The sequence below is a fragment of the Brevundimonas sp. genome (assembly GCF_046299535.1).
Lineage (GTDB): Bacteria > Pseudomonadota > Alphaproteobacteria > Caulobacterales > Caulobacteraceae > Brevundimonas.
In genome coordinates this window covers 106,587-130,762 of record NZ_JBKBIB010000011.1, presented here as the reverse complement: position 1 = coordinate 130,762, position 24,176 = coordinate 106,587, and the positions used below count along the sequence as shown (strand labels likewise).

Sequence of the window (24,176 nt, the reverse complement as noted above, 5' to 3'; positions counted from 1 at the left end):
AGCGCCCGTCCACCAGGATGGTGACATTGCCGTCGCCGCGCAGCGACACCCCGCCCTCGGGGTCCACATCCACCGACGGGATGTTGCGCAGGGCGTCCGCCAGGCTGCCGGTGGTCGCCTGCAGGTCATTGGCCAGGCTGTAGCTCGTGGAATCGATGGAGGTGCGCACGGCGGTCGGGTCGGAGGTGACCACCAGCGCCTCCACCGTGGTGGGGTCCTCGTCCTCCGCGGGGGGCGCGTCGGCGGGCTGGTGCGAGGGCGGCGGCGGGGTCTCGTCGGCGGGGGTCGTCTGGGCGTATGCGGGCGCGCCCGTCAGGGCCACGGCGGCGCCGGCCAGCAGGACAGTCTTCAGTCGGATCATGATGCTCACCCCTCCGGACACGCACGGCCCGCTCATCCTCGCCCATAGCAGGGCCGGGCCGGGGCGCTGAGTTAAATCGCCGTCATGAAACGATGTGGTTTTTCAGAAGGTTACGGGGGATTTAGGGTCGCGGCGGAATTGCGGCCCCTCTCCCGATGGGAGAGGGCTTGAGCGCACGGCGGCGCAGCCGCCGTCCTTGCGCGCAAGGGTGAGGGTCGTGTCTGGTCCGGAACCACCCGACCCTCATCCGACCCGGCTCCGCCGGGCCACCTTCTCCCAACGGGAGAAGGACGGTAGCGTTGATCCATGACCGGCAGCCGGCTGACATCGCGGGCGCGTGCCTTGCGTCAGACCGGGGGTCTGGCGGAGGAAAAGGTGTGGGCGCGGCTGCGGGGCGGGAAGGTCGGGTGGAAGGTGCGGCGCCAGCATCAGGTGGGGCCGTATGTGGTCGACTTCGCCTGCCTGCCGCTGCGGCTGGTGATCGAGATCGACGGTGGGGTCCACGGGCGTGAGGACGTGATGCTGGACGACCACCTGCGCCAGCAGGCCATCGAGGCCCTCGGCTGGACCGTAATCCGCTTCACCAACGAACAGGCCCTGTCCGAACCCTGGCGCATCGACGACGCCATCCGGGCCCACGCCAAAGCCCTTGGCCTGTGATCCCTCTCCCATCCCCCTGCCCCTCTCCCGATGGGAGAGGGATTGAGCGCACGGCGTCGCAGACGCCGTCCTTGCGCGAAAGGGTGAGGGTCGTGCCTCACCCGGAACCAACCGACCCTCATCCGACCGCTTCGCGGCCACCTTCTCCCAATGGGAGAAGGAAAGTCTCAGCGACGCGCGGTAGCCGTCCACACCAGCACGGCGGTGGACAGCAGGATACCGCTGACCAGCCCGCCGATGGCCAGCACGCCCGCGGGCGTGACCCGCACCTCCATCTTCAGCGACACGGGCCCGGCCCGCAGATCGAGGCGGGCCTTCTGGGGTTTGGCGGGGGCGGGGGTTTTGTCGGTCATGCCCGCCCTAACGTCCGAAGCGGCGGATGGCTTCCGAGGCTTCCCTCTCCCGATGGGAGAGGGCTCGAGCGCACGGCGTCGCAGACGCCGTCCTTGCGCGCAAGGGTGAGGGTCGGCTGTGGCGCCACCCCGGCGGCGGCTTGGCCGACGGACCCACCCGACCCTCATCCGACCGCTTCGCGGCGGCGTTCTGCCAATGGGAGAAGGACAGGGGCGGAGGACCGCTCTTTAATGCGTTATCCGCGTGGCGCGATTTCCGAGAAGCGGGGGATAACGGCAGAAGGGGCCACGAACTCTGCGAGAAATGAAACGTCCTAGGACTCTCAAGTTCGGACAGCTGGCAAGATGATTCCGGGAACGGCGAACTTTTGAAGCGAGGAGTGGATTAGACTCCACCGCTCGGAAATTTTTTTGCTCAACTCCGGCACAACTTTTTCGTGCTGTTCAATCATGAAGATCGCGTCTGAGGGGTGACAACTACCTCCGACAGCCATGTAATGCACCAAGGACGGAACGAATACATCCATCACTGCTTCTTGATGTACTTCAGGTCGACGACTTAAATCGTTCCAAGCGTCAGAACCTTCCATCAATATGTGAATTAAAGGCCATATGCGGAATAAGGAAGGCGGGTGATTTTCTGTTTCCTGCGATCCTTTACCAGCATTGTACCAAAAAAGGACTAAGTTAACAAAAACAAGAAGCCTGTTTCTGTATGATCCGATTGGAACATTTACACCGCCAAAATTTTTGTGCAGGAAAAGTGGGTGAGTTATTCTGGCCAGCTTGCTTTTCGCATAACGCATAGCAAAAACGTCCGCGTCAAACTCCAGAGTTTTCCGAGTTATTTGAATGTCTATGGGGCTAATTTCGCCAAATTCAGATGACTCTAGAAACGATATATACTTAAAATGTCCATGCATTATGTGACAAAGTTCGTGCGAGAATACTATCCAAATATAGATCTTTAATGAAAAATCAGCAAGCGACCAAGATGCAAGCGCGTTAACTCGCGATTTTTCGTTAGAAACGTTCTGCAAATTTCTAATTTGATCGTCAACGCCAATCAAATATCTAAACAAATAATCATCTGATCTTAGCGTGAAATATCCTAGTATATTAAGAAGCCAGGGTTCGCTAAAAATAATTACATGTCTTCTATCATCTATGCATACGCAGCTAGCTATACCGTCAATGTCTGGGGACAGGGCATACTGTAAAGATATGTGCTCTCCAAAATATTCATTTATGCCTCCGACCAAGCTGTCCAGTTCAATATCAAGGCGACGGATTAGTTCTTCTCCCCCTCTTTCCGTTTCGTCGATCCCATGGATGCGACAGGTCCAACCTGAAACTATTAACGCCGTCTCCAGCCGCGCGTCTGACTCCGACCTAAACCGGGGCCGATAAGAGCGAATTTCTTGAAGAAGTGACCAGACTGGCTTCATTTTATGACACCCCTACCGCACCGCCGCCTTCCCGTCCCGGCGCTCCGCTGCGCTTCGGCCGGGATGACAATTCCTGAGGGGCCCAGGTCCTAATGGACCTGGGCTTTTCCTATGGTCAGGCCGTCCGTCCCCGCTGACACCGCGATCACCCCGCCGTCCTCGATCTCGCCGGCCAGCAGCTTTCTCGCGATGGGGTCAACCAGGTCCTTCTGGATGACGCGCTTCAGGGGGCGGGCCCCATAGGTCGGGTCGTAGCCGCGGTCGGCGAGCCAGGCCAGGGCCGCGTCGTCGATGGACAGGGTCAGGCGGCGGTCGGCCAGCAGCTTTTCGAACCGGCCCAGCTGGATGCGGACGATTCCGGCCATCTGGTCGCGGCCGAGGCGCTGGAACAGCACGATCTCGTCGATGCGGTTGAGGAACTCGGGCCGGAAATGGCCGCGCACGGCCTCCATGACCAGCGGGCGCACCGTCTCCACGTCGTCGCCTTCGCCCTGCTGCGACAGGTACTCGGACCCCAGGTTGGAGGTCATGATGATCAGGGTGTTGCGGAAGTCGATGGTGCGGCCCTGACCGTCGGTCAGGCGGCCGTCGTCCAGCACCTGCAGCAGGACGTTGAACACGTCGGGGTGGGCCTTCTCCACCTCGTCGAACAGGACCACCTGATAGGGGCGGCGACGGACGGCCTCGGTCAGGGCGCCGCCCTCGTCATAGCCCACATAGCCCGGAGGGGCGCCGATCAGGCGGGAAACGCTGTGCTTCTCCATGTACTCGGACATGTCCAGCCGGGTGATGGCGGCGTCGTCGTCGAACAGGAACTCGGCCAGCGCCTTGGTCAGCTCGGTCTTGCCCACGCCCGTGGGGCCCAGGAACAGGAAGCTGCCCAGCGGGCGGTTGGGGTCGTTGAGGCCGGCGCGAGCGCGGCGCACCGCATCGGAGACGGCGGCCAGGGCCTCGTCCTGACCCACCACGCGATTACGCAGCGCGTCCTCCATGGACAGCAGCTTTTCGCGCTCGCCCTCCAGCATCTTGTCCACCGGGACGCCGGTCCAGCGGGAGACCACAGCGGCGATCTGGGCCGCGTCGACCACTTCGGGGGTCAGGGGGCCCGACGCGTCGGCCTCGTTGGCCTCGGCCTCGGCCAGCTGTTTCTCGATGCCGGGGATCTGGCCGTAGGCGATCTCTGAGGCGCGGGCCAGGTCGCCGGTGCGCTGGGCCAGGGCCAGTTCGTTGCGCAGGCGGTCCAGGGTCTCGCGCAGCTGGGCGGACTGGCCGACCTTGTCCTTCTCCGCCTTCCAGCGGGCGGTGAGGTCGTCGGACTCGGCCTGCAGGCCGTCGATCTCCTCGTCCAGCTTTTCCAGCCGGGTGCGGGAGGCCTGATCGGTCTCCTTCTTCAGGGCCTCGCGCTCGATCTTGAGCTGGACCAGACGGCGGTCGATCTCGTCCAGGGCCTCGGGCTTGGAGTCCACGGCCATGCGCACGCGGCTGGCGGCCTCATCGATCAGGTCGATGGCCTTGTCGGGCAGGAAGCGGTCGGTGATGTAGCGGTTGGACAGGGTGGCGGCGGCCACGATGGCGCCGTCGGCGATGCGCACCCCGTGGTGGACCTCGTACTTCTCCTTCAGGCCGCGCAGGATCGAGACGGTGTCCTCCACCGAGGGCTCATCCACGAACACCGGCTGGAAGCGGCGGGCCAGGGCGGCGTCCTTCTCCACGTGCTTGCGGTATTCATCCAGGGTGGTGGCGCCGACGCAGTGCAGCTCGCCGCGCGCCAGGGCGGGTTTCAGCAGGTTGGAGGCGTCCATGGCGCCGTCGGTCTTTCCGGCCCCGACCAGCGTATGCATCTCGTCGATGAACAGGACGATCTGGCCCTCGGCGGCGGTGACCTCGTTCAGCACGGCCTTGAGCCGCTCCTCGAACTCGCCCCGGTATTTCGCCCCGGCGATGAGGGCGCCCATGTCCAGGGCCAGCACCTTCTTGTCCTTGAGGGATTCCGGCACGTCGCCGTTGACGATCCTCAATGCCAATCCTTCGATGATGGCGGTCTTGCCGACGCCGGGCTCGCCGATCAGGACGGGGTTGTTCTTGGTGCGGCGGGCGAGGACCTGAATGGTGCGGCGGATCTCTTCATCCCGGCCGATGACCGGGTCCACCTTGCCGTCGCGGGCGGCCTGGGTCAGGTCGCGGGCGTAGCGCTTGAGGGCGTCATAGGCGTCCTCGGCGGCGGCGGAGTCGGCGGTCTTGCCCTTGCGCAGCTCGTTGATGGCGTCGTCCAGCGCCTCGGGCGTGGCGCCCACCGAGGCCAGCACGGTGGCGGCGACCCCGCCCTCTTTCGCGATGGCGTGCAGGACGCGTTCCGTAGTGACGAACTGGTCGCCGGCCTTCTTGGCGGCGGCCTCGGCGGCGGCGAAGACCCTCGCGGTGTCGCCGTCCAGATACAGCTGGCCCGACCCGCCGGAGACCTGGGCCCGCTTGGACAGGGCCGTCTCCACGGCCTTCTCGGCCTTGGCCGCGTCGCCGCCGGCGGCGGTGATCAGATTGCGGGCCAGACCGTCGCGCTCCTCCAGCAGCACCTTGAGCAGATGCTCGGGCGCGAACTGCTGGTGGCGGCGAGCCAGGGCGAGGCTCTGGGCGGACTGGATCGCGGTCTTGGCGCGGTCGGAATAGAGGTCGAGGTTCACGGCGGTTGTCCCCTGCGCGTCCCCGAAGGGGCGACGCGCTGTCTTGGTGGGCCGATACGGACAAGCCGCATCGGCCGCGGCGGATAGTGAGCCCTTCGGCGCCCTTCGGGAAGCGACGCCATGAGCGGTCAGGCTGGAAGTGGGTGTGGCGATTTCGCAACGCAAGGGCTCGCGGAACCGCCACGACGCCGCTACGCTTCGCTTCCATGCTGAAATCGAAGATGAACCCGCGCGTGTTCTGGGGCGCCAGCCTGATCATCGGCGCCCTGCTGGCCGCCGCCCTGATCGCGCCGGGCGCCTCGGACTACGCCTTCGGCCACGCCCAGGCCTGGGTGATCGACACCTTCGGCTGGTTCTATGTGGCCTCGGTGGCGGGGTTCCTTGGGGTGGTGCTGTGGCTGGCCGTGGGGCCGACCGGGCGGCTGAAGCTGGGGCCGGACGACTGCGAGCCCGACTTCCCCTGGCTGTCGTGGCTGGCCATGCTGTTCGCCGCGGGCATGGGCATCGGCCTGATGTATTTCGCCGTGGCCGAGCCGGTGCAGCACTACGCCGCCCCGCCGGACGCCGCGCCGGGCACCTTCGCCGCCGCCCGCGAGGGTATGGTGATCACCTTCATCCACTGGGGCGTGCACGCCTGGGCGGTCTATGCGGTGGTGGGACTGAGCCTGGCCTATTTCGCGCACAGGAAGGGCCTGCCGCTGACCCTGCGCTCGGGGCTGCATCCGCTGCTGGGCCGGCGCATCAACGGGCCCATCGGCGACGCGGTGGACATCTTCGCCATCTGCGGCACCCTGTTCGGCATCGCCACCTCGCTGGGGCTGGGCGTGGCCCAGATCAACAGCGGGCTGAACTATCTGACCGGAATGCCGACGGGCGCCTGGGTGCAGGTGGGGCTGATCGCGGTGGTGATGGGGGCGGCGCTGGTGTCGGTCCTGACCGGGCTGGACCGGGGCGTGCGGCGGCTGTCGGAGCTGAACCTGACCATCGCCGTGGGGCTGATGCTGTTCGTGCTGATCGCAGGGCCGACCGGGTTCCTGCTGAAGGCCTTCGTGCAGAATTTCGGCCTGTATCTGGACCAGTTCTTCCAGCGGACCTTCAATCTGTACGCCTATGAGCCGCGGGGCTGGATGGCGGACTGGACCCTGTTCTACTGGGCCTGGTGGATCGCCTGGTCGCCGTTCGTGGGCATGTTCATCGCCCGCATCTCGCGGGGCCGCACGGTGCGCGAGTTCGCCGCCGGGGTGCTGCTGGTGCCCACCGGCTTCACCTTCCTGTGGATGACCGTGTTCGGCAACACCGCCATCGCCCTGGACATGGGCGTGGCGGCGGGCGCGATCACCCAGGCCGTGCAGACGGACCTGTCCACGGCCCTGTTCCAGTTCTTCGAATATCTGCCGGGCTCGGCGATCACCTCGACCCTGGCGGTCATTCTGGTGGCGGTGTTCTTCGTCACCAGCGCGGACTCGGGCTCGCTGGTGATCGACACCATCGCCTCGGGCGGCGCCGACGACACGCCCCGCTGGCAGCGGGTCTACTGGTGCTCCATGGAGGGGCTGGCGGCGGCCCTGCTGCTGCTGGCGGGCGGGCTGGGGGCGCTGCAGGCCGCGACCCTTGTGGCCGCCCTGCCATTCGCGGTGATCATGATCCTGCTGACCGCCGGGCTGGTGCGCCAGATGTCAGCCGACGCCGCCGGGCGCGAGATCGAGATCGCCGCGCCGCCGCTGGCCGAGCGGGTCAAGCGCCTGCTGGCCCCGGCCCGGCGCCGGGACATCGACCGCCAGATCGAGCGCCACGGCGTGCCGGCCATGGAGGCCGTGGCCGCCGCTCTGAGCGCCGAGGGGGTCGAGACCGCCGGGGTCGCCCGCCGCGAGGACGGCGCCGACCTGACCGTGCACCATCCCGGCTGGGCCGACTTCACCTGGCGGCTGACCGCCGGGTCCCGGCCCCTGCCGGCCCTGTCGCCGCTGGAGGCGCCCGAGGCCCGGCGCACCGTGGAATGGCGCCTCACCGCCCAGGCCCAGGGGGGGCGCCGTCAGGACGTGACCGGCTTCACCCGCGCCCAGATCGAGGCCGAGATCCTCGGCGATCTGGCCAGGTGGCGACGGGGATGAGCCGGTGATCCTGCCGCTGGATCCTGCGATCATCGCCCCGTTCCTGATGGCCATGGTGCTGGTGGAGCTGACGCCGGGGCCGAACATGGGCTGGCTGGCGCTGGTCAGCCTGTCGCGCGGACGCACGGCCGGGATGGCGGCGGTGGCGGGGATCACCCTTGGGCTGGCGGCGTGGATGGCGGCGGCGCTGCTGGGCCTGGGCGCTTTCGTGCTGAGATATCCGACGGTGCACGAGGTGATCCGCTGGGCCGGGGTGGCCTTTCTGCTGTGGCTGGCGTGGGAGGCGTGGCGCGGCGAGGGCGAGGGCGATCAGGCCGAGCCCGAGGCGACCCGCCGGGCCCTGTTCCTGCGCGGCATGGTCGGCAATCTGCTGAACCCCAAGGCGGCGGTGTTCTATGTGGCCCTGCTGCCCACCTTCATCCGGCCGGGCTACGCCACGCCCCTGACCCAGGCCCTGATCCTGGGCGGACTGCACCTGACCATCGCGGTGGTTGTGCATTCGCTGGTGGTGGTCAGCGCGGCGGGCGCCGGGCGGGCCCTGACCGAGCGCATGCAGGGGCCCCGGGCGCGGGCGGCCATGGCGGCGGGGCTGGTGCTGATCGCCGTGTGGATGGCGTGGCAGACGCAGCGTTGAGCGCGTGGACAGGGCAGGCGGGCCCGGTCTAGCCTGCGGCATCAGTCGGGAAATCCACACATGAGCCTCAGCTTTTCGCGCCGCGCGGCGCTGTCCCTCACCACCGCCGCGGCCGGCGTCGCCGTCCTGCCGCGCCGCAGCTGGGCCCGGGACGCGGCGCGGGACCAGGCGCTGGCCGATGCGGTGGACGCCTATGTGACCCGCTGCATGGCCGCCTTTCCGGACCAGCCGGGGCTGGGGATCAGTGTGGTGCGCGGCGGCGAGACGGTGCTGGCGCGGGGCTATGGCGTGCGCCGTCAGGACCAGCCGGAAAGCCGCGTGGACGAGACCACCCTGTTCGCCGTGGCCTCCAACACCAAGGCGGTGACGGCGGCGTCGCTGGGCATGCTGGTGGACGAGGAACGGGTGGCATGGGACGCGCCGGTGCGCACCTATCTGCCGGACTTCCGCCTGTCGGACCCCTTCATCACCGAGCGCATCACCGTGCGCGACCTGCTCAGCCACCGGGCCGGTTTCGGCCTGGGGGCCGGGGATCTGCTGTTCTGGCCCAACAGCGACCGGACGCGGGCCGAGATCATGGCCGCCATCCCCAATGTGCCGATCGAGTACGGATTCCGGGCCGGGTACCACTACTGCAACCTGATGTTCGTGGCGGCGGGCGAGGTGATCGCGGCGGTCTCGGGCATGGCCTGGGAGGACTTCGTCCAGACGCGGGTGCTGACCCCGCTGGGCATGGCCGACACCGTGCCCCTGACCAGCCGGGCGGACCCGGCGCGCTCGGCCCTGCCCCACGGCCGCATCGGCCCGCCCCTGCGCTACCAAGGGGAGATGACCCTGCTGGAGGACTCCATCGCGGGCATCTGGAACTGGGATTCCGCCGGGGCCGCCGGGGGCTTCGCCGCCTCGCCCCGGGACTGGACCCAGTGGATGAAGACCCAGCTGGCCTCGGGCGTGGCGCCCGACGGTACGCGCCTGTGGTCCGAAGCCGTCGCCCGCGAGATGTGGCGGCCCAACATCATCTCCGGCTCCTCGCCGGGGCCGACGGCGGAGCTGCCCGGCCGGTCCATCGCCTCCACCTACGCCATGGGCTGGAGCGTGGCGGACTATCGCGGCGAGCGCATGGTGACCCACGGCGGCGGCTCGCCCGGGGGCATTTCGGGCACGGTGCTGATCCCCGGACGGGACACGGGCTTCGCCATCTTCTCCAACGCCGAGGAGAGCTGGCTGCTGCGCGCCCTGCGCAGCGGCATCGCCGACATCGTCATGGCCCAGGACCGGGCGTTCGCCGCCTTCGACTGGATCGCCGACAGCCAGAGGCTGCTGGCCCAGAGCACGGAGCGGTCGCTGACCGCCGCCGCCGAGATCGACGCGGCCCAGGCCGGCGGCGCCGCCCCGTCCCTGCCGCTGTCGGCCTATGCCGGAACCTGGCGCGACCCCTGGTACGGCGACATCGTCATCAGCCAGCGGGATGGCGGCCTGTGGCTGGACTTCACCCGGTCGAACGCCCTGAAGGGCCCGTTGGAGCCCTGGGACGGCGAGACCTTCCGCACCCGCTTCCCGGACCAGCGCGAGGAGGACGCGTTCGTCACCTTCGCGATGGTGGACGGCCGTCCCGTCAGCGCGACCCTGAAGGGCGTCTCGCCGGACATCGACTTCTCGTACGACTATCAGGACCTGCGGCTGACGCGGGTTTAGGGCGTGCGCCCAAAAGTGCCGCAGGGGGGCTGCGAACAGCGGCCACCCGACCGCCACGGCGGGTGGCAAGCAACGTGATCGAGAACACAAAGCGACAGCTATAGGTCAATATAAAGCGGCCCACCGAACCACCAATGCACCTCTGTTACGACGCCGTCGCTCAGGTGAAGCGTGATCACACCGTTCCGCCACGACTTGTCGCGGTAGGAGACTTCGCTGCGTCCCGACAGTACAGGGGACGACGGATAACTGCCCGCACCACGAGCCTTCTCTTCCTCAGTCCCGACTCGCCACAACACATACGTCGGTTCGAACTGAGACCGGATGGTTTGGTCTGCTTCCCGCCATGGCATACCCGGCCGCAAGCCGAACCTGCTCCCGGAGGACAGTTCGCCGATCTCGGTGTGCAACCCAGCTTTGGTGAGATCGCTATGGGGCCACCACGCCACCCAAGCTGCAACGGAGCCAACGACCAGAAGCGCTGCCACTAGCAGCCAAAGGAAAATCCGCACTCCAGCCCCCCGACAGCTGCGTCTTGAGCTTCACTTTCTGCTCAAGGTCGAAGTTCCGCAACAGGTCGCAAGCCCACATCGACTGTCTGCCCGTGAGCGGACCCTCGGCCTCTGAGATCCCATGAGGCTCAGCCCCCGAAGCACCACGCCAGCACCGCCTTCTGGGCGTGGATGCGGTTCTCGGCCTCGTCCCAGACCACCGACTGCGGGCCGTCCAGAACGGCGTCGGAGACTTCCTCGCCCCGGTGGGCGGGCAGGCAGTGCAGGAACACGGCGCCCGGCGCCGCCTGTTTCATCAGGGCGGCGTCCACGCCGTAGGCCTCGAAGGCGGCCAGCCGCTCCTCATAGTCCTGATCGCCCATGGAGACCCAGGTGTCGGTGACCACCACATCGGCGCCGGCGACGGCCTCGCGCGGATCGGAGGTCAGCTGCACATGGTTCCCGCCGCGCTGCAGGTCGTGCAGGTCGGGGTGGTAGTCGGACGGGCACGCCACGTTCAGCTGGAAGCCGAATTTGGGCGCGGCATGGATGAAGCTGGCGCAGACATTGTTGCCGTCGCCGACCCAGGCGAGGGTCTTGCCCGCCACCGGCCCGCGATGCTCCTCGATGGTCATCAGGTCGGCGAGGATCTGGCACGGGTGCGAGCGGTCGGTCAGGGCGTTGACCACGGGGATGGTCGAGACCCGGGCGAAGCGCTCCACGTCCTCGTGGTCGTTGGCGCGGATCATCACCGCGTCCACCATGCGCGATAGCACCCGCGCGGTGTCCTCGACCGGCTCGCCCCGGCCCAGCTGCATGTCCGCCGCATTGGCGATGATGGCGTCGCCGCCGAGCTGGCGGATGGCGGCGTCGAAGCTGAACCGCGTGCGGGTGGAGTTCTTCTCGAAGATCATGGCCAGCACCCGGTCTCTGGCGGGCGCATCGGCGTCCACGCGCCCCTTCGGCCAGCCCTTGCGGGCCGTCTTGCGGGCGTGGGCGTCGTCCAGAATGGCGCGCAGGGTCTCTGCGTCCAGCCGGTGGATGTCGAGGAAATGGCGGACCATGGCGGCTCCGATCAGGCCGCCAGCTTTTCGCGGGCGGCTTCGCAGGTCTTTTCGATCTTCTCGACGGCCTCGCGGGCCTCGTCGAGGGTGAGGGTCAGGGGCGGCAGCAGGCGCACGCAGTTGTCGCCGCCCCCGGCCACCAGCAGGTGCTGGCCGTCGCGGGCCCAGCCCATGAACTCGCGGTTGTTGGGGACCAGCTTGACGCCGATCAGCAGGCCGCGCCCGCGCACGTCGACGATGATGTCGGGGAAGCGCTCCTTCAGGCCGTGCAGCTGCTGGGTCAGATAGCCGGAGATCTCGGCCACATTGGCGAGGGTTTCCGGTTTGGCGATTTCGTCGAGGGCGGCATGGCCCACGGCCATGGCCAGCGGATTGCCCCCGAAGGTGGTGCCGTGCACCCCGACCACCATGCCCTTGGCCGCCTCGGTGGTGGCCAGGCAGGCGCCGATGGGGAAGCCGCCGCCCAGGGCCTTGGCGATGGCCATGATGTCGGGGGTGATCCCGGCCCATTCGTGGGCCCACAGCTTGCCGGTGCGGCCCATGCCGGACTGCACCTCGTCGAGGATCAGCAGCACGCCGGCGTCGTCGCACCACTGGCGGATCTGGCGCAGGTCGGCGTCGGGGAAGGCGCGCGCGCCGCCCTCGCCCTGGACCGGCTCGAGGATCACGGCGGCGGCGGTGGGGCTGTCGATGGCGGCCTTGATGGCCTCCATGTCGCCGAAGGTCACCTGCACATAGCCGGGCAGGCGCGGGCCGAAGCCCTCCACATAGGACGGATTGCCCGCCGCATTGATGGCCGCATAGGTCCGGCCGTGGAACGAGCCGTCAAAGCCGATGATGTCGATGCGGTCGGTGTTTCCGTTGGCGTAGTGATAGCGGCGCGCGGTCTTGATGGCCGCCTCGACGGCTTCCGTGCCCGAGTTGGCGAAGAACACCACGTCGGCGAAGCTTTCGGCGACCAGCCGGTCGGCCAGCGCCTCCTGCCCCGGAATGCGGAAGATGTTGGAGGTGTGCCACAGCTTGTCGGCCTGGTCCTTCAGGGCCTGCACCAGACGCGGGTGCCGGTGGCCGAGGGAATTGGTGGCGATGCCCGCCACGCAGTCCAGATAGGCCGTGCCGTCCGTCGCATACAGCCGGGCGCCCTCGCCGCGCTCCACCTCTACGGGTGCGCGATTGTAGACTCCCATGAGATGACCGGACACGACGGGCTCCTTCCCTGAAAAGAAAACAGCCCCGGCGGGGCGCGCCGGGACCATGCAGGACGGTGTTGTCCGCTTGGAGGCGGAGGGAGTCAACTACCCCAACCCCCGCTCATCCCGGCGAATCCCGGGACCCAGATCAAAGGACCGGGTGGAGGGAGGTTGCACCCCTGACTGCGACAGGACGACCCGCAGCAGTGATCATGCATCTGGACCCCAGCCTTCGCTGGGGTGAGCGGGGGCCAGACGGGCGGCGGCGTAACCTAGTGCGCCTGATCCCAGTTGGCGGCCGCCTTGGCTTCGACGTCGATGGGGACGGTCAGCTGGACGGCGGGCAGAGGCGCGGTCTCCATCACCTTGCGGATCACGGCCATGGCGCGGTCGGCCTCGGCCTCGGGGGCCTCGAACACCAGTTCGTCGTGGACCTGCAGCAGCATGCGGGTTTCCAGCCCCGCGTCACGCAGGGCGGCGGGCATCCTCATCATGGCGCGGCGGATGATGTCGGCCGCGGCGCCCTGGATCGGGGCGTTGATGGCGGCGCGCTCGCCGAACTGGCGCTCGGCGCCCGACTTGGAATGGATGGCCGGGACGTGCACCCGGCGGCCGAACAGGGTGGTGACATAGCCCTGCTCGCGCACCAGCGCCCTGGTCCGGTCCATGTAGTCGCGGATGCCGGGGAAGCGCTCGAAATAGGTCTTGATATAGGCCCCCGCCTCGCCCTGGCCGATGCCCAGCTGGGCGGCCAGACCGAAGGCCGAGATGCCGTAGATGATGCCGAAATTGATCGCCTTGGCGCGGCGGCGGGTCTCGGGCGTCATCTCGGTCAGCGGCACGTCGAACATCTCCGACGCGGTGGCCGCGTGGATGTCCAGCCCGGCCTTGAAGGCGGCCTTGAGCTCGGGGATGTCGCCGATGTGGGCCAGCAGGCGCAGCTCGATCTGGCTGTAGTCCGCCGAGATCAGCACATGGCCGTCGCGGGCGATGAAGGCCTGACGGATCTGGCGGCCCGTCTCGGTGCGGATGGGGATGTTCTGCAGGTTCGGGTCGGACGAGGCCAGACGCCCGGTGGACGCCGCCGCCAGCTGGAACGAGGTATGCACCCGGTGCGTCTCCAGGTCCGCCGCCTGCACCAGGGCGTCGGTGTAGGTGCCCTTCAGCTTGGCCAGCTGGCGCCAGTCCAGCAGGGTGCGTGGCAGGTCGTGGGTGAGGGCCAGCTCCTCCAGCACGGACGCATCCGTGCCCCACTGGCCCGAGGCGGTCTTCTTGCCGCCCTCCAGCCCCATCTCGCCGAACAGGATCTCGCCGATCTGCTTGGGGCTGCCCAGGTTGAACGGGCGGCCGGCCAGCTCGTGGGCGGTGACCTCCAGCTCGGCCATGCGCATGCCGAACTCGCTGGACAGGGCGCGCAGCCGGTCCGGGTTCACCCGGATGCCCGCGATCTCCATGTCCGCCAGCACCGCGGGCATGCCGCGCTCCAGCGTCTCATAGGCGTTGGTCAGCCCCTCGGCCGCCAGCTGCGGCTTCAGGATTCGCCACAGCCGCAGGGTCACGTCCGCGTCCTCGGCGGCGTAGCAGGTGGCCGGTTTCAGCTCCACGTGGCGGAAGCTCTTCTGGGCCTTGCCGGTCCCGGCCACCGCCTTGAAGGCGATGGGCTCGTGGCCCAGATGGCGTTTGGCCAGCTCGTCCATGCCGTGGGGGTGCAGCCCGCCGCCCAGCACGTAGGAGATCAGCATGGTGTCGTCGATCGGCGCCACCGAAACGCCGTGCCGCTTCATCACCGCCAGATCGTATTTGATGTTCTGACCCACCTTCAGGACCGACGGGTCCTCCAGCAGCGGCTTGAGCTTCGCCAGCGCGTCCTCGATCTCGATCTGGTCCGGCCGGGCGCGGCCCGCGCCCTCGAAGTCCAGCCCGCCACCGCCGTCCGCCTCGCCCGGATGGTCGTGGGTCAGAGGGATGTAGCAGGCCCGGTTCGGTCCGGTGGCCAGCGACAGGCCGCACAGCTCCGCATGGCTGGACGACAGGGAGTCCGTCTCGGTGTCGAAGCCGATCACCCCCGCCGCCTTCGCCTCGGCGATCCAGACTTCCAGCGCCGCGATCGTGGTCACGCACTCATAGGCGTCGGTGTCGAACAGGTGCGGCTCGGCGGGCGTGACGCTCTCGGCCGGGGCGTAGCGGGGCGTGGCCACCGGGGCGCTGACCGGCTTCGCGCGCAGCCCGCCATTGGGGAACGTCGCCCCATCCTTGTCCGGCGCCTTGCCGTCGCCCACGCGCCGGGCCAGCGAGCGGAATTCCATCTTCTCAAGGAACGCCGACAGCGTCGCCGGGTCGGGATCGCGCACCACGAAGTCGGCGATGGGCTCCGGCGCCGGGGCGTCGCAGGTCAGGCGCACCAGTTCGCGGGACAGGCGGATCTGGTCGGCGTATTCGATCAGGGTCTCGCGGCGCTTGTTCTGCTTGATCTCGTGGGCCCGCTCCAGAAGCGTGTCCAGGTCGCCGTATTCGGCGATCAGGGCCGAGGCCGTCTTGACCCCGATGCCCGGCGCGCCCGGCACATTGTCGGTGGAATCCCCGATCAGGGCCTGCACGTCCACCACCCTGTCCGGCCCGACGCCGAACTTGGCCATGACCGCCTCATGCTCCAGCACCGCGTCCTTCATGGGGTCGTACATGACCACCCCGTCGCCGATCAGCTGCATCAGGTCCTTGTCGGACGAGACGATCACCGCCTTGCCGCCCATGTCCCTCGCCTTGCAGGCGTAGGTGGCGATCAGGTCGTCGGCCTCGTAGCCGGGCAGCTCCACGCACGGCAGGCCGAAGGCCGCGGTGGCCTCGCGCACCAGGGCGAACTGGGGGATCAGGTCCTCGGGCGGCGGCGGGCGGTGGGCCTTGTACTGGGGGTACAGATCGTTGCGGAAGGTCTTCTCCGAATGGTCGAAGATGGCGGCCAGATGGGTCGGCCCGTCCTCGCCCTTGAAGTCCCGCATCAGCTTCCACAGCATGTTGCAGTAGCCCTGCACCGCGCCCACCGGCAGACCGTCGGACTTGCGCGTCAGCGGCGGCAGGGCGTGATAGGCCCGGAAGATGTAGGCCGAGGCGTCGATCAGATACAGCCGCACCGGCGGCCCGTCCTGGGTCAGGGGGCGGTCGATCACGACGGTGTTTTCGGGCGTGGTGGAATCGGCGGGCTCGGACATGGCGGGCAACATAGTGCGCCGGGAGCCGGGCGTCAGCCGCCGCCGTCACCCTTTCGCGTGCGGGCCACGTCAGCGCTTTCGGCCTTGAGGGGCTTGGACACCGGACAGACCTCCTGCGCATAGGCGTTCAGGGTGTTGGCCAGATGGTCGGGCACCAGGCTGTAGTGCACGAACTGCCCGCGCTTCTCGCTGGTCACCAGCCCGGCGTTCTCGAGAATGGACAAATGCTGGGAGACCGCCGGCTTCGAGATTTCGAAGCGCGCCGCGATCTCGCCTGCCGTCATGTCCGCATGGGCCAGATAGGCGAGGATCTTGCGCCGGACGGTGGATGAGAGGGCTTCGAACACGCGTTGCATGGAAGGTATTTAAGCGATTCACGAAGGGCTTGCTAGTTAGGAATTCATAATTTAAGGAATGAGTTAAATGCATGGAGGTGGATGTGCACAAGATCCCGGCCCGATACGACCTGCTCCCACGAAGGAGGGTAGTCGGCTATTTCGCGGCAGTGTTCGCTGGCGCGGGAGCGACAACGATATTTCTCACGGGTGCACAGGCGGCCTTGATGGTCGGCGCCATCTTTTTCGAGAGAGCTTCGGTTGGTAGCGGTCCGTTCCTCAGCTTTTTTCCGATTCTGATGTTCACCTTCGTGATAGCGTCAGCGGTATGGGCGGTCGGCGGGCTCCTGGCCCTGCCATTGTGGTTCGCCCTTCACCGCGTGGGGTGGAAGGGACCGATCAGTGCGGTTCTGGCAGGGGCCGGGCTGGTCACCACGACATACCTACTGCTTCTCGCCCCTCTTGCGCCTTCAGTAACCGGCACATCCAGCCCCGATGATGTGCTCACCATTCTGGTCTGGACCAGTTCCGCCGTCGCCATGGGTGTCTTTACGGGGGGCACGGCGGGTTATGCCCTTTGGCGCGTCGCCTATCGCCGTACCGACGCCGGGGCGGACCCGTCATGACCGCCGACCACCACGACCCCTGCGCGGTCAACAGTCTCGTCGAGACGCCGGGGTGCAGCCCTGTCCTTGGCCGGGTGCGCTGGGACCCCGTTCATTCGCTGTGGAACTGCGGGATGCTGGCGGCCACCCTGATCGCCGGGCCGCTGCTGTTCAGCTGGGGCGCGGTGGCGGTGTTCGCGGCCACCACCGGCGCCGGGCTCCTGCTGGGCCATTCGGTGGGCTTTCATCGGCGTCTGATCCACGGCAGCTTCGAGTGCCCCCTGTGGCTGGAGCGCGTTCTGGTCTGGTTCGGGACGGCCGTGGGCATGAGCGGGCCGTTCTGGATGATCCGCACCCATGACCTGCGCGACTGGGCTCAGCGTCAGCCGGACTGCCACGACTATCTGGCGCACCGACGGCCCATGCTGGTGGACGCCGTATGGCAGATGCATTGCCGCCTCGATCTGGCGCACCCGCCAGCTTTCGCGTTGGGCCGCATCGGAGGGGACCCCTTCTACCGCTTTCTGGAGCGCACATGGATGCTGCAGCAACTACCTATCGCGGTTGGGCTCTATCTCATGGGCGGGTGGAGCTTTGTGGTGTGGGGCGTGTGCGCGCGGGTGACCGCCTCGGTGGTCGGCCACTGGTTCGTCGGCCACCTGGCCCACCGGCGCGGACCCCAGACCTGGCTGGTGAAGGAGGCCGGGGTTCAGGCCCACGACGTGCCTTGGGCCGCCGTGCCGACCATGGGCGAGGCCTGGCACAACAACCATCACGCCTTTCCCGGCTCGGCCCGAATCGGTCTGTATCCCGGCCAGAGCGACTTGGGCTTTCGTTTCATCCAGATGCTGGAGCGGCTGGGTCTGGCCTGGAGCGTCCAGACGCCCGAGACCCTGGCCGAACGACCGGTGATCAGGGTTCGATCCTGAGCTCACGCCCGTTTCCTTTTGCCCGGAATGGGCGTATGGAAACCTATCCGCGCCCGGCCGAAAGGTCGGGCGCCGCTGTTTTCAACGCCTGCTTCGGCGGGCCGCATTTCCAGGGGTTTCAACCCATGACCGACATCCTGATGCCCAAGGCCACCGCGGTCTGGCTGGTGGACAACACCTCGCTCAGCTTCGACCAGATCGCCGATTTCTGCGGCCTGCACCCGCTGGAAGTGCGCGGCATCGCCGACGGCGACGTGGCTCGCGACATCCGCGGCTCGGACCCCATCGTCAACGGCCAGCTGACCCGCGAGGAGCTGGACAAGGCCCAGAACGACGAAACCTACCGCATGAAGGCGGTGGTCAGCGCCCACGCCGAGCTGTTCAAGCCGGCCAAGAAGGGCCCGAAGTACACGCCGGTCTCGCGTCGTCAGGACCGCCCGGACGCCATCGCCTGGTTCGTGCGCAACCACCCCGAGGTGACCGACGCCCAGATCTCCAAGCTGCTGGGCACCACCAAGGCCACCATCGAGAGCGTGCGCAACCGCACTCACTGGAACAGCCCCAACATCAAGCCGGTCGATCCGGTGACCCTGGGCCTGACCAGCCAGATGCAGCTGGACGAGCTGGTCAGGAAGGCCGCCGAGAAGAAGGCCCGTGACGACGCGAAGAAGGGCGGCGGCGTGCTGGCCCCCGCCGGCGAGGCCGAGGCCCCGGTCGAGGAAGAACCCGAGTTCACCCCCGAGGCCCGCGAACGCCGCGGCGCCGAGCCCACGGCGGCGTCGGTGTTCGGCTCCAACGAGGACTGATCACCAGACCCTTCTCCCCTTGCGGGAGAAGGTGTCATGCGCAGCATGACGGATGAGGGGTGAGACTCGATCCGTCAGGCAAACGCCCGGTCTGCGTTATGCGTCACGCGTATCCGGATGAGGCGGTGTTTCACCCCTCATCCGACCGCCTCCGGCGGCCACCGTCTCCCTCACGGGGAGAAGGAATTTACAGCCGCGCCCCGCCCTTCATGATTTCGGCGTAGGTCTCGGGCTTCAGGCGGGTGTAGGCGCCCTTTTCGTCGCGCACATGGATGTCGTCCTCCATGGCCGGGTCGAAGCCGTCCTTCACCAGATCCACCTTGCGGTATTTGAAGGTGCCGGTGGTCTCGAGCTCGCGGGCCACGCGCACGAACACCGGCCGGGCGAAGTGCGGCAGCTCCTCATTGACGAAGGCGGCGAATTTCTTGACGCCGAAGCGGCCGTCGGGGACCACCGTCACCATGCCCGCGCGGCCGTCATGGCCGGGCACCGCGACCCCGTAGGCGATGACTTCCTTGACGCCCGGCGCCTCGGCCAGCCGCTGCTCGACCTCTGAGGTCGAGACGTTCTCGCCCTTCCAGCGGTAGGTGTCGCCGATACGGTCGATGAAGTAGAAATAGCCGTCGGAGTCCTGCTTCATCAGATCGCCGGTGCGGAACCAGGCGTCGCCCGCGGCGAACACGTCGTGCAGGATCTTTTTCTTCGAGGCGCTCTTGTCGGCATAGCCCGAGAAGTCGTGGCGAATGTCCGACTTGATCTGGCCGATGGCCTCGCCGATCTCGCCGGGCTTGCACTCGATGCAGCGGCCGTTCGGCCCGCGCGCGGGCTCGTCCGCCTCCACGTCATACTGGATGAGGCGGATGTTCAGCTGGCTGCGAAGATAGCCGGGCACCCGGCCGATGGCGCCGGGCCGGCCGTCGAAGTTGAACAGCGAGACATTGCCCTCGGTGGAGCCGTAGAACTCCAGGATCTGGGGAATGGCGAAGCGGCTCTTGAACTCGGGCCACACATCGGGACGCAGGCCGTTGCCGAACGCGAGCCGCAGCTTGTGCGCCTGCTCCATCTCGTGGTGCGGGCAGTTCACCAGATAGCGGCACAGCTCGCCGATATAGACGAAGGTGGTGGCGCCGCTTTCGACCACATCGGGCCAGAAGCCGGTGGCCGAGAACTTCTTGCGCAGGATCACCGAGCCGCCGTTCAGCAGCACCGAGCCCATGCCCACCAGCCCGCCGGTGGAATGGTAGAGCGGCAGCACGCAGTACAGCCGGTCCTTTTCCGTTGATGCGGTGGCGCCGGCGAAGGCGCGCATGTAGGTGCGGGCCCGCGAGTGGGGGATGCGCGCGGCCTTGGGCAGGCCGGTGGTGCCGGAGGTATAGATATAGAGCGCCGTGTCGCGATTGGTCAGGCCCGCGCGCAGGGACCGGTCCGGCCGCACGCCCGAGGCGCCGCGCACCCCGGCGTCCAGACCGCGCCGCTCGCTGGCCTCGTCCTCGCCCTTCAGGCCCAGCACCCACAGCATGATGGTCTTGTCGGCGAAGGGGCGGGCGGTCTCCACCTGGCGCCAGGTCTCGTCGTCGGCCAGCACCTGCGAGGCGCCGACGATGTTCAGGCAGTGGGCCAGGGGCTGGCCGCCCAGATTGGTGTTGAGGAGGGCCGTGGCGACCCCGACCTTGGAGAAGCCCATCCAGGCGGCGATGTAATCGGCCCGGTTCATCATCATCAGGGCCACGGTGTCGCCCCGACGCAGATTGCGCCCCTTGGCCCAGTGGGCGTAGCGGTTGGCCAGGGTGTCCAGCTCGCGATAGGTCAGCGAGCGGCGCTCGTCGGTGATGGCCAGATTGTCCGGATAGCGGTCGACCACCTCCTGGAAGTCGTCACAGACCAGATCCGGGCTGTCCAGCTGGATCGGCTTGATGCGCTTGAGCAGGCGGCGCAGGCCGCCGATGAAACGCAGATCGCGGCGGATGTTCGCCATCAAGCCCATGGTTTCCGCGCCTCCCGTGATTCCGTCGTGGTCCGCCTATGGTGATGGACAAGGCTGAACGCCCGGTCAACCGATGGGCGAATTCCTGAGGTCGATTAGGCGGGCGCGCGGCCCTTTTCGGCGCAGGGCCGGGGCGACCGGTTCCAACGGCGGCCATCCTGTGGTTCACTCAAGCCGTCATTTCATCCCTGTGCGTATGGAGAAGGCTCTTGGCGGGTCTGGCCGTGGCTTTTGTTATGGGCGCCGTTCTGGCGGGCGGGGCGGCGGACGAGTCCCGTGCGGCGGTTTCGCTTGAGCCGGCGTTCCGCAACACCCTCCAGATCACCGGCAGCGACGGCCGGGTCTCGCGCATGTGGCTGGACCGGGACGGGGGCTATCGCGGTCACGGCCGCCGCGCCTCCAGCGGGGTCTGGCGCATGCGCGGCGACGAGCTGTGCTTCACCCAGCGCCGGCCCATTCCCATACCGGTTCCCTTCTGCACGCCCCTGGTCGAAGGGGATGTGGGAACCCGGTGGAACGCCCGCTCGGCGACGGGCGACCGCATCGTCATCGAGATCGTGCGCGGACGCTGATCCGCCTCAGACGGGTTCGGCGGCGATGACCCAATCGGCGCCGGCGCGCAGGCCGTTCTCCGCCCGCGACAGGCCCAGCGACTCTTCACGAAGCGCGCCGATGCGCCCCTCCAGCGCTGCGGCCAGGGCCGGGTCCCCGATCCGCGCGGCGCGCCGGGCGGCCATGTCCAGCTGGCTGTTGATCCAGCGGGCCTTGTAGCGATTGGGGAACCGCCGGGCCGACAGCACCCGGTAGCCATCCGCCTCCAGCCGCGTCACCGCCCACTCGGCCGGATACTCGCGATAGGGCGTCTCGCCCGCCAGCAGCAGGCAGACGTCGCGCAGGCGGCCGATCTCCCTCGCCATCGCCTCGGCCGGGGTGGCCGGCTGGCCCAGCACATAGGGGTCCAGGCCGATGACATAGAGTCGTCCGCCCACATGGGGCCGCAGGCGGCGAAACAGGTCCTGCTGGAAATAGGGCGCGAAACCCTCGACGGCGCCCAGCAGATAGTCGGCCAGCACCGTGTCGAACACCTCGCCCTTCAGCAGCGCGCCATCCATCCAGTTGCCCAGCAGCAGCCGGTCCTGCGGCCGGTCTCGACCCTCCAGGGAGTCGCGCACCTGGGCGCCGTGGTCGGCGGAACCCGTCACCGCCGTCCAGCGGTCCGTCTCCAGGCCCAGCACCCATTGCATGGAGTTCACCCCCGTGCCCGCGTCCAGCACCGATCCCCAGGGACGGTCCCCCTGCAATCGCCCCACATGGGCGAACAGGGCGCTGGCGGCGGACGGTTCGGGGACAGGGGGTTTCGGCATCTGAAAAGGGCTCCGCGAAGGGTTGCGTTATGGTATATTATAACATAGCAAAGCGGCCACGCTTTATCTCGCGCCTTCCCGGAGTTCCCGATGCGTCTTCGCACGACCCTTCTCGCCGCCACCGGCCTGTCCCTTCTGATTGCGGCGCCGGCCTTCGCCGACACCCTGACCGCCAGCGCGCCCCCGGTGACCGAGCTGGACGGCATCGTGGTTCGGGCCCTGCCGCTGGATCAAAGGGGCGACGAGGTCATCAGCAATGTGGCGGTGCTGTCGGGCGATGAACTGGTGCGCCGTCGCCAGGCGACCCTGGGCGAGACGCTGCAGGGCATTCCGGGCGTCAACTCCGACACCTTCGGCGCGGGCGCCAGCCGCCCGGTGATCCGGGGCCAGACCTCGCCGCGGGTGAAGGTGCTGACCGACGGCTCCGAACTGATGGACGCCTCGGCGGTGTCGCCGGACCACGCGGTGGTGGGCGAGCCCCTGCTGCTGGACGGCATCGAGATCCTGCGCGGCCCCAGCGCCCTGCTGTACGGCGGCGGCGCCATCGGCGGGGCGGTGAACCTGCTGGACCGCAAGGTGCCCACCGAGGTTCCGGCGGGCGGCGTGGACGGCGTCATCGAGTTCCGCGGCGGCACCGCCGACGGCGAGCGCACCGGCGTGGTGGGCCTGACCGCGGGCGTCGGAAACTTCGCCATCCGCCTGGAGGCGCTGGACCGCACCAGCGACGACTACGACATCCCCTCCTATCTGCGCGCGCATCATGATGATGATCATGATGATGACGACGACCATGACCACGACCATGATCACGATCACGAGGACGGCCCCGTCACCCGGGTCGACGGGACCTTCAACGACACCCGCACCCTGACCGTGGGCGCGTCCTGGATCGGCTCGCGCGGCTATTTCGGCCTGGCCGTGACCGAGCAGAACAGCCGCTACGGCCTGCCGGGCCACAGCCACGAGTACGAGGACTGCCACCCGCACGGCACGTCCCTGCACTGCGGCGGCCATGATCACGGGGACGACGATCACGACCATGATCACGACCACGATGAGGAGGCCCCCTGGGTCGACCTGAAGAACCGTCGTCTCGACGTGCGCGGCGAGTTGCGCGATCCCTTCGCGGGCGTCGAGCGCATTCGTTTCCGCGGCGGCCTGACCGACTATCGCCATGACGAGATCGAGGGCGGCGAGGTGGGCACCCGCTTCACCAACGAGGGCCATGACGCCCGGGTCGAGGTGGAGCACGCTCCCATCGGCGGCCTGCGCGGCGTGGTGGGCTTCCAGACCGCCCGCAGCGACTTCGCCGCCGTGGGCGATGAAGGCTTCGTGCCCGAGAGCATCACCCGCACCAACGCCCTGTTCGTGCTGGAGCAGTTCCAGTGGAACGACTGGCGCTTCGAGGGCGCCGTGCGTCAGGAGTGGCAGGAAACCGAGGCCGTCGGCCGCCCGGATCGCGACCATGATCCGCTGTCGATCTCCGGCTCGGCCGCCTGGTCGCCCATGCCCGGCTGGTCCGTGGCCCTGACCGCCTCGCGCTCGCAGCGGGCCCCCAATGTCCAGGAGCTCTACGCCCGGGGCGTGCACGTGGCCACCAACACCTTCGAACTGGGTCAGGCCGACCTGGACGTGGAGACGGCCAACACCCTGGAGCTGACCTTCCGCAAGACCACCGGCCCGACCACCTTCACCATCGGCGCCTTCCACCACGATTTCGACGACTACATCTACGCCGAGACCCTGGACCAGTTCGAGGACTTCCGCCTGATCCGCTACACCCAGGCGGACGCCACCTTCACCGGGGTCGACGGCGAGGTGCGCCACCGGTTCAGTCCCAACCTCTCGGCCACGGTATTCGGCGACTATGTGCGGGCCGAGGTGGACGCCGGCGGGAACCTGCCGCGCATTCCGGCCGCGCGCCTGGGCGCGCGCGTCGACGGCGGCTGGAACCAGCTCAGCGGCAATCTGGAATACTACCGGGTGTTCGAGCAGGACCGCATCGCCGACTTCGAGACCGAGACCCCCGGCTATGACATGCTGAACGCCACCCTGGCCTATGACCTGCGCACGGCGGGCGAGGGCGTCCAGGTCTATGTGCGCGGCACCAACCTGCTGGACGAGCTGGCCCTGAACCACACGTCCTTCATCAAGGACGCGGCGCCCCTGCGTGGACGCAACTTCGTTCTGGGCGTGCGCGCGCGGTTCTAGGCGCCGGAGATTGCAGCGCCGGGTCGATAACGTCCCGGCGCTGCTTTGCCG

General features: G+C 67.8%; 18 protein-coding genes and 1 pseudogene. 9 read left to right on the top strand and 10 right to left on the bottom strand.

The window, feature by feature from the left end:
- Positions 1–361 (bottom strand): annotated as a pseudogene (locus tag ACK4FB_RS10925) (TonB-dependent receptor); the annotation flags it as partial.
- A 306-nt stretch (positions 362–667) separates the two neighbouring features.
- Here ACK4FB_RS10925 and ACK4FB_RS10920 point away from each other — a divergent pair.
- Positions 668–1,021 (top strand): endonuclease domain-containing protein, encoded by a 354-nt coding sequence (locus tag ACK4FB_RS10920; RefSeq protein WP_409751874.1) that lies wholly within the window; start codon positions 668–670, stop codon positions 1,019–1,021.
- 167 nt (positions 1,022–1,188) lie between these two features.
- Here the strand turns inward: ACK4FB_RS10920 and ACK4FB_RS10915 are convergent, their stop codons facing one another.
- From ACK4FB_RS10915 to clpB, 3 genes are all read right to left on the bottom strand, one after another.
- Positions 1,189–1,374 (bottom strand): hypothetical protein, encoded by a 186-nt coding sequence (locus ACK4FB_RS10915; RefSeq protein WP_409751871.1) that lies wholly within the window; start codon positions 1,372–1,374, stop codon positions 1,189–1,191.
- Between the two features lie 323 nt (positions 1,375–1,697).
- Entirely contained in the window at positions 1,698–2,822 is a 1,125-nt protein-coding gene (locus ACK4FB_RS10910; protein ID WP_409751868.1) for a hypothetical protein, read from the bottom strand.
- Between the two features lie 89 nt (positions 2,823–2,911).
- The gene (gene clpB / locus ACK4FB_RS10905) at positions 2,912–5,500 is read right to left on the bottom strand and encodes an ATP-dependent chaperone ClpB (protein ID WP_409751865.1); all 2,589 of its coding nucleotides are present in this window, start codon (positions 5,498–5,500) and stop codon (positions 2,912–2,914) included.
- A gap of 206 nt (positions 5,501–5,706) precedes the next feature.
- On the opposite strand from clpB, the gene ACK4FB_RS10900 reads away from it, so the two are divergent.
- The 3 genes from ACK4FB_RS10900 to ACK4FB_RS10890 are packed head-to-tail and all read left to right on the top strand — an operon-like array spanning position 5,707 to position 9,940.
- Positions 5,707–7,611 carry a BCCT family transporter gene (locus ACK4FB_RS10900; protein ID WP_409751862.1) on the top strand — a complete coding sequence of 635 codons (1,905 nt, stop codon included), beginning with the start codon at positions 5,707–5,709 and terminating at the stop codon, positions 7,609–7,611.
- Between the two features lie 4 nt (positions 7,612–7,615).
- A complete protein-coding gene (locus ACK4FB_RS10895; protein WP_409751859.1) occupies positions 7,616–8,245 on the top strand; it encodes a LysE family translocator in 630 nt (209 codons plus the stop codon).
- A 60-nt stretch (positions 8,246–8,305) separates the two neighbouring features.
- Entirely contained in the window at positions 8,306–9,940 is a 1,635-nt protein-coding gene (locus tag ACK4FB_RS10890; RefSeq protein ID WP_409751856.1) for a serine hydrolase, read from the top strand.
- A 640-nt stretch (positions 9,941–10,580) separates the two neighbouring features.
- On the opposite strand, the gene argF is transcribed toward ACK4FB_RS10890, so the two are convergent.
- The 4 genes from argF to ACK4FB_RS10870 form a co-directional block, all read right to left on the bottom strand.
- Entirely contained in the window at positions 10,581–11,495 is a 915-nt protein-coding gene (gene argF / locus ACK4FB_RS10885; RefSeq protein WP_409751853.1) for an ornithine carbamoyltransferase, read from the bottom strand.
- Between the two features lie 11 nt (positions 11,496–11,506).
- Entirely contained in the window at positions 11,507–12,682 is a 1,176-nt protein-coding gene (locus ACK4FB_RS10880) for an aspartate aminotransferase family protein (RefSeq protein WP_409751889.1), read from the bottom strand.
- 275 nt (positions 12,683–12,957) lie between these two features.
- Complete coding sequence (gene polA / locus ACK4FB_RS10875) at positions 12,958–15,891, bottom strand: DNA polymerase I (RefSeq protein WP_409751850.1); 2,934 nt, start codon at positions 15,889–15,891, stop codon at positions 12,958–12,960.
- A 32-nt stretch (positions 15,892–15,923) separates the two neighbouring features.
- On the bottom strand, positions 15,924–16,247 hold the full coding sequence (locus ACK4FB_RS10870; protein ID WP_409751847.1) for a metalloregulator ArsR/SmtB family transcription factor: 324 nt from the start codon (positions 16,245–16,247) through the stop codon (positions 15,924–15,926).
- Positions 16,248–16,318: 71 nt separating this feature from the next.
- Between ACK4FB_RS10870 and ACK4FB_RS10865 the strand changes: the two genes are divergently transcribed.
- The 3 genes from ACK4FB_RS10865 to ACK4FB_RS10855 all read left to right on the top strand — a co-directional run bounded on the left by ACK4FB_RS10865 (position 16,319) and on the right by ACK4FB_RS10855 (position 18,566).
- Positions 16,319–16,852, top strand: coding sequence for a hypothetical protein (locus ACK4FB_RS10865; protein ID WP_409751844.1), 534 nt, complete (start codon positions 16,319–16,321; stop codon positions 16,850–16,852).
- Positions 16,849–17,760 (top strand): acyl-CoA desaturase, encoded by a 912-nt coding sequence (locus ACK4FB_RS10860; RefSeq protein WP_409751841.1) that lies wholly within the window; start codon positions 16,849–16,851, stop codon positions 17,758–17,760. The genes ACK4FB_RS10865 and ACK4FB_RS10860 overlap by 4 nt, the downstream gene beginning before the upstream one ends.
- Positions 17,761–17,885: 125 nt before the next feature.
- Positions 17,886–18,566 carry a DUF1013 domain-containing protein gene (locus ACK4FB_RS10855; protein ID WP_409751838.1) on the top strand — a complete coding sequence of 227 codons (681 nt, stop codon included), beginning with the start codon at positions 17,886–17,888 and terminating at the stop codon, positions 18,564–18,566.
- Positions 18,567–18,753: 187 nt separating this feature from the next.
- Here the strand turns inward: ACK4FB_RS10855 and ACK4FB_RS10850 are convergent, their stop codons facing one another.
- Positions 18,754–20,550 carry a long-chain-acyl-CoA synthetase gene (locus ACK4FB_RS10850; RefSeq protein WP_409751835.1) on the bottom strand — a complete coding sequence of 599 codons (1,797 nt, stop codon included), beginning with the start codon at positions 20,548–20,550 and terminating at the stop codon, positions 18,754–18,756.
- A gap of 209 nt (positions 20,551–20,759) precedes the next feature.
- On the opposite strand from ACK4FB_RS10850, the gene ACK4FB_RS10845 reads away from it, so the two are divergent.
- Positions 20,760–21,122: a hypothetical protein gene (locus ACK4FB_RS10845; protein WP_409751833.1), complete on the top strand. Its 363-nt coding sequence runs from the start codon at positions 20,760–20,762 to the stop codon at positions 21,120–21,122.
- Between the two features lie 6 nt (positions 21,123–21,128).
- Here ACK4FB_RS10845 and ACK4FB_RS10840 read toward each other — a convergent pair whose 3' ends face one another.
- On the bottom strand, positions 21,129–21,914 hold the full coding sequence (locus tag ACK4FB_RS10840; protein ID WP_409751830.1) for a hypothetical protein: 786 nt from the start codon (positions 21,912–21,914) through the stop codon (positions 21,129–21,131).
- A 90-nt stretch (positions 21,915–22,004) separates the two neighbouring features.
- On the opposite strand from ACK4FB_RS10840, the gene ACK4FB_RS10835 reads away from it, so the two are divergent.
- Entirely contained in the window at positions 22,005–24,125 is a 2,121-nt protein-coding gene (locus ACK4FB_RS10835) for a TonB-dependent receptor domain-containing protein (protein WP_409751827.1), read from the top strand.
- Positions 24,126–24,176 lie beyond the last annotated feature (51 nt).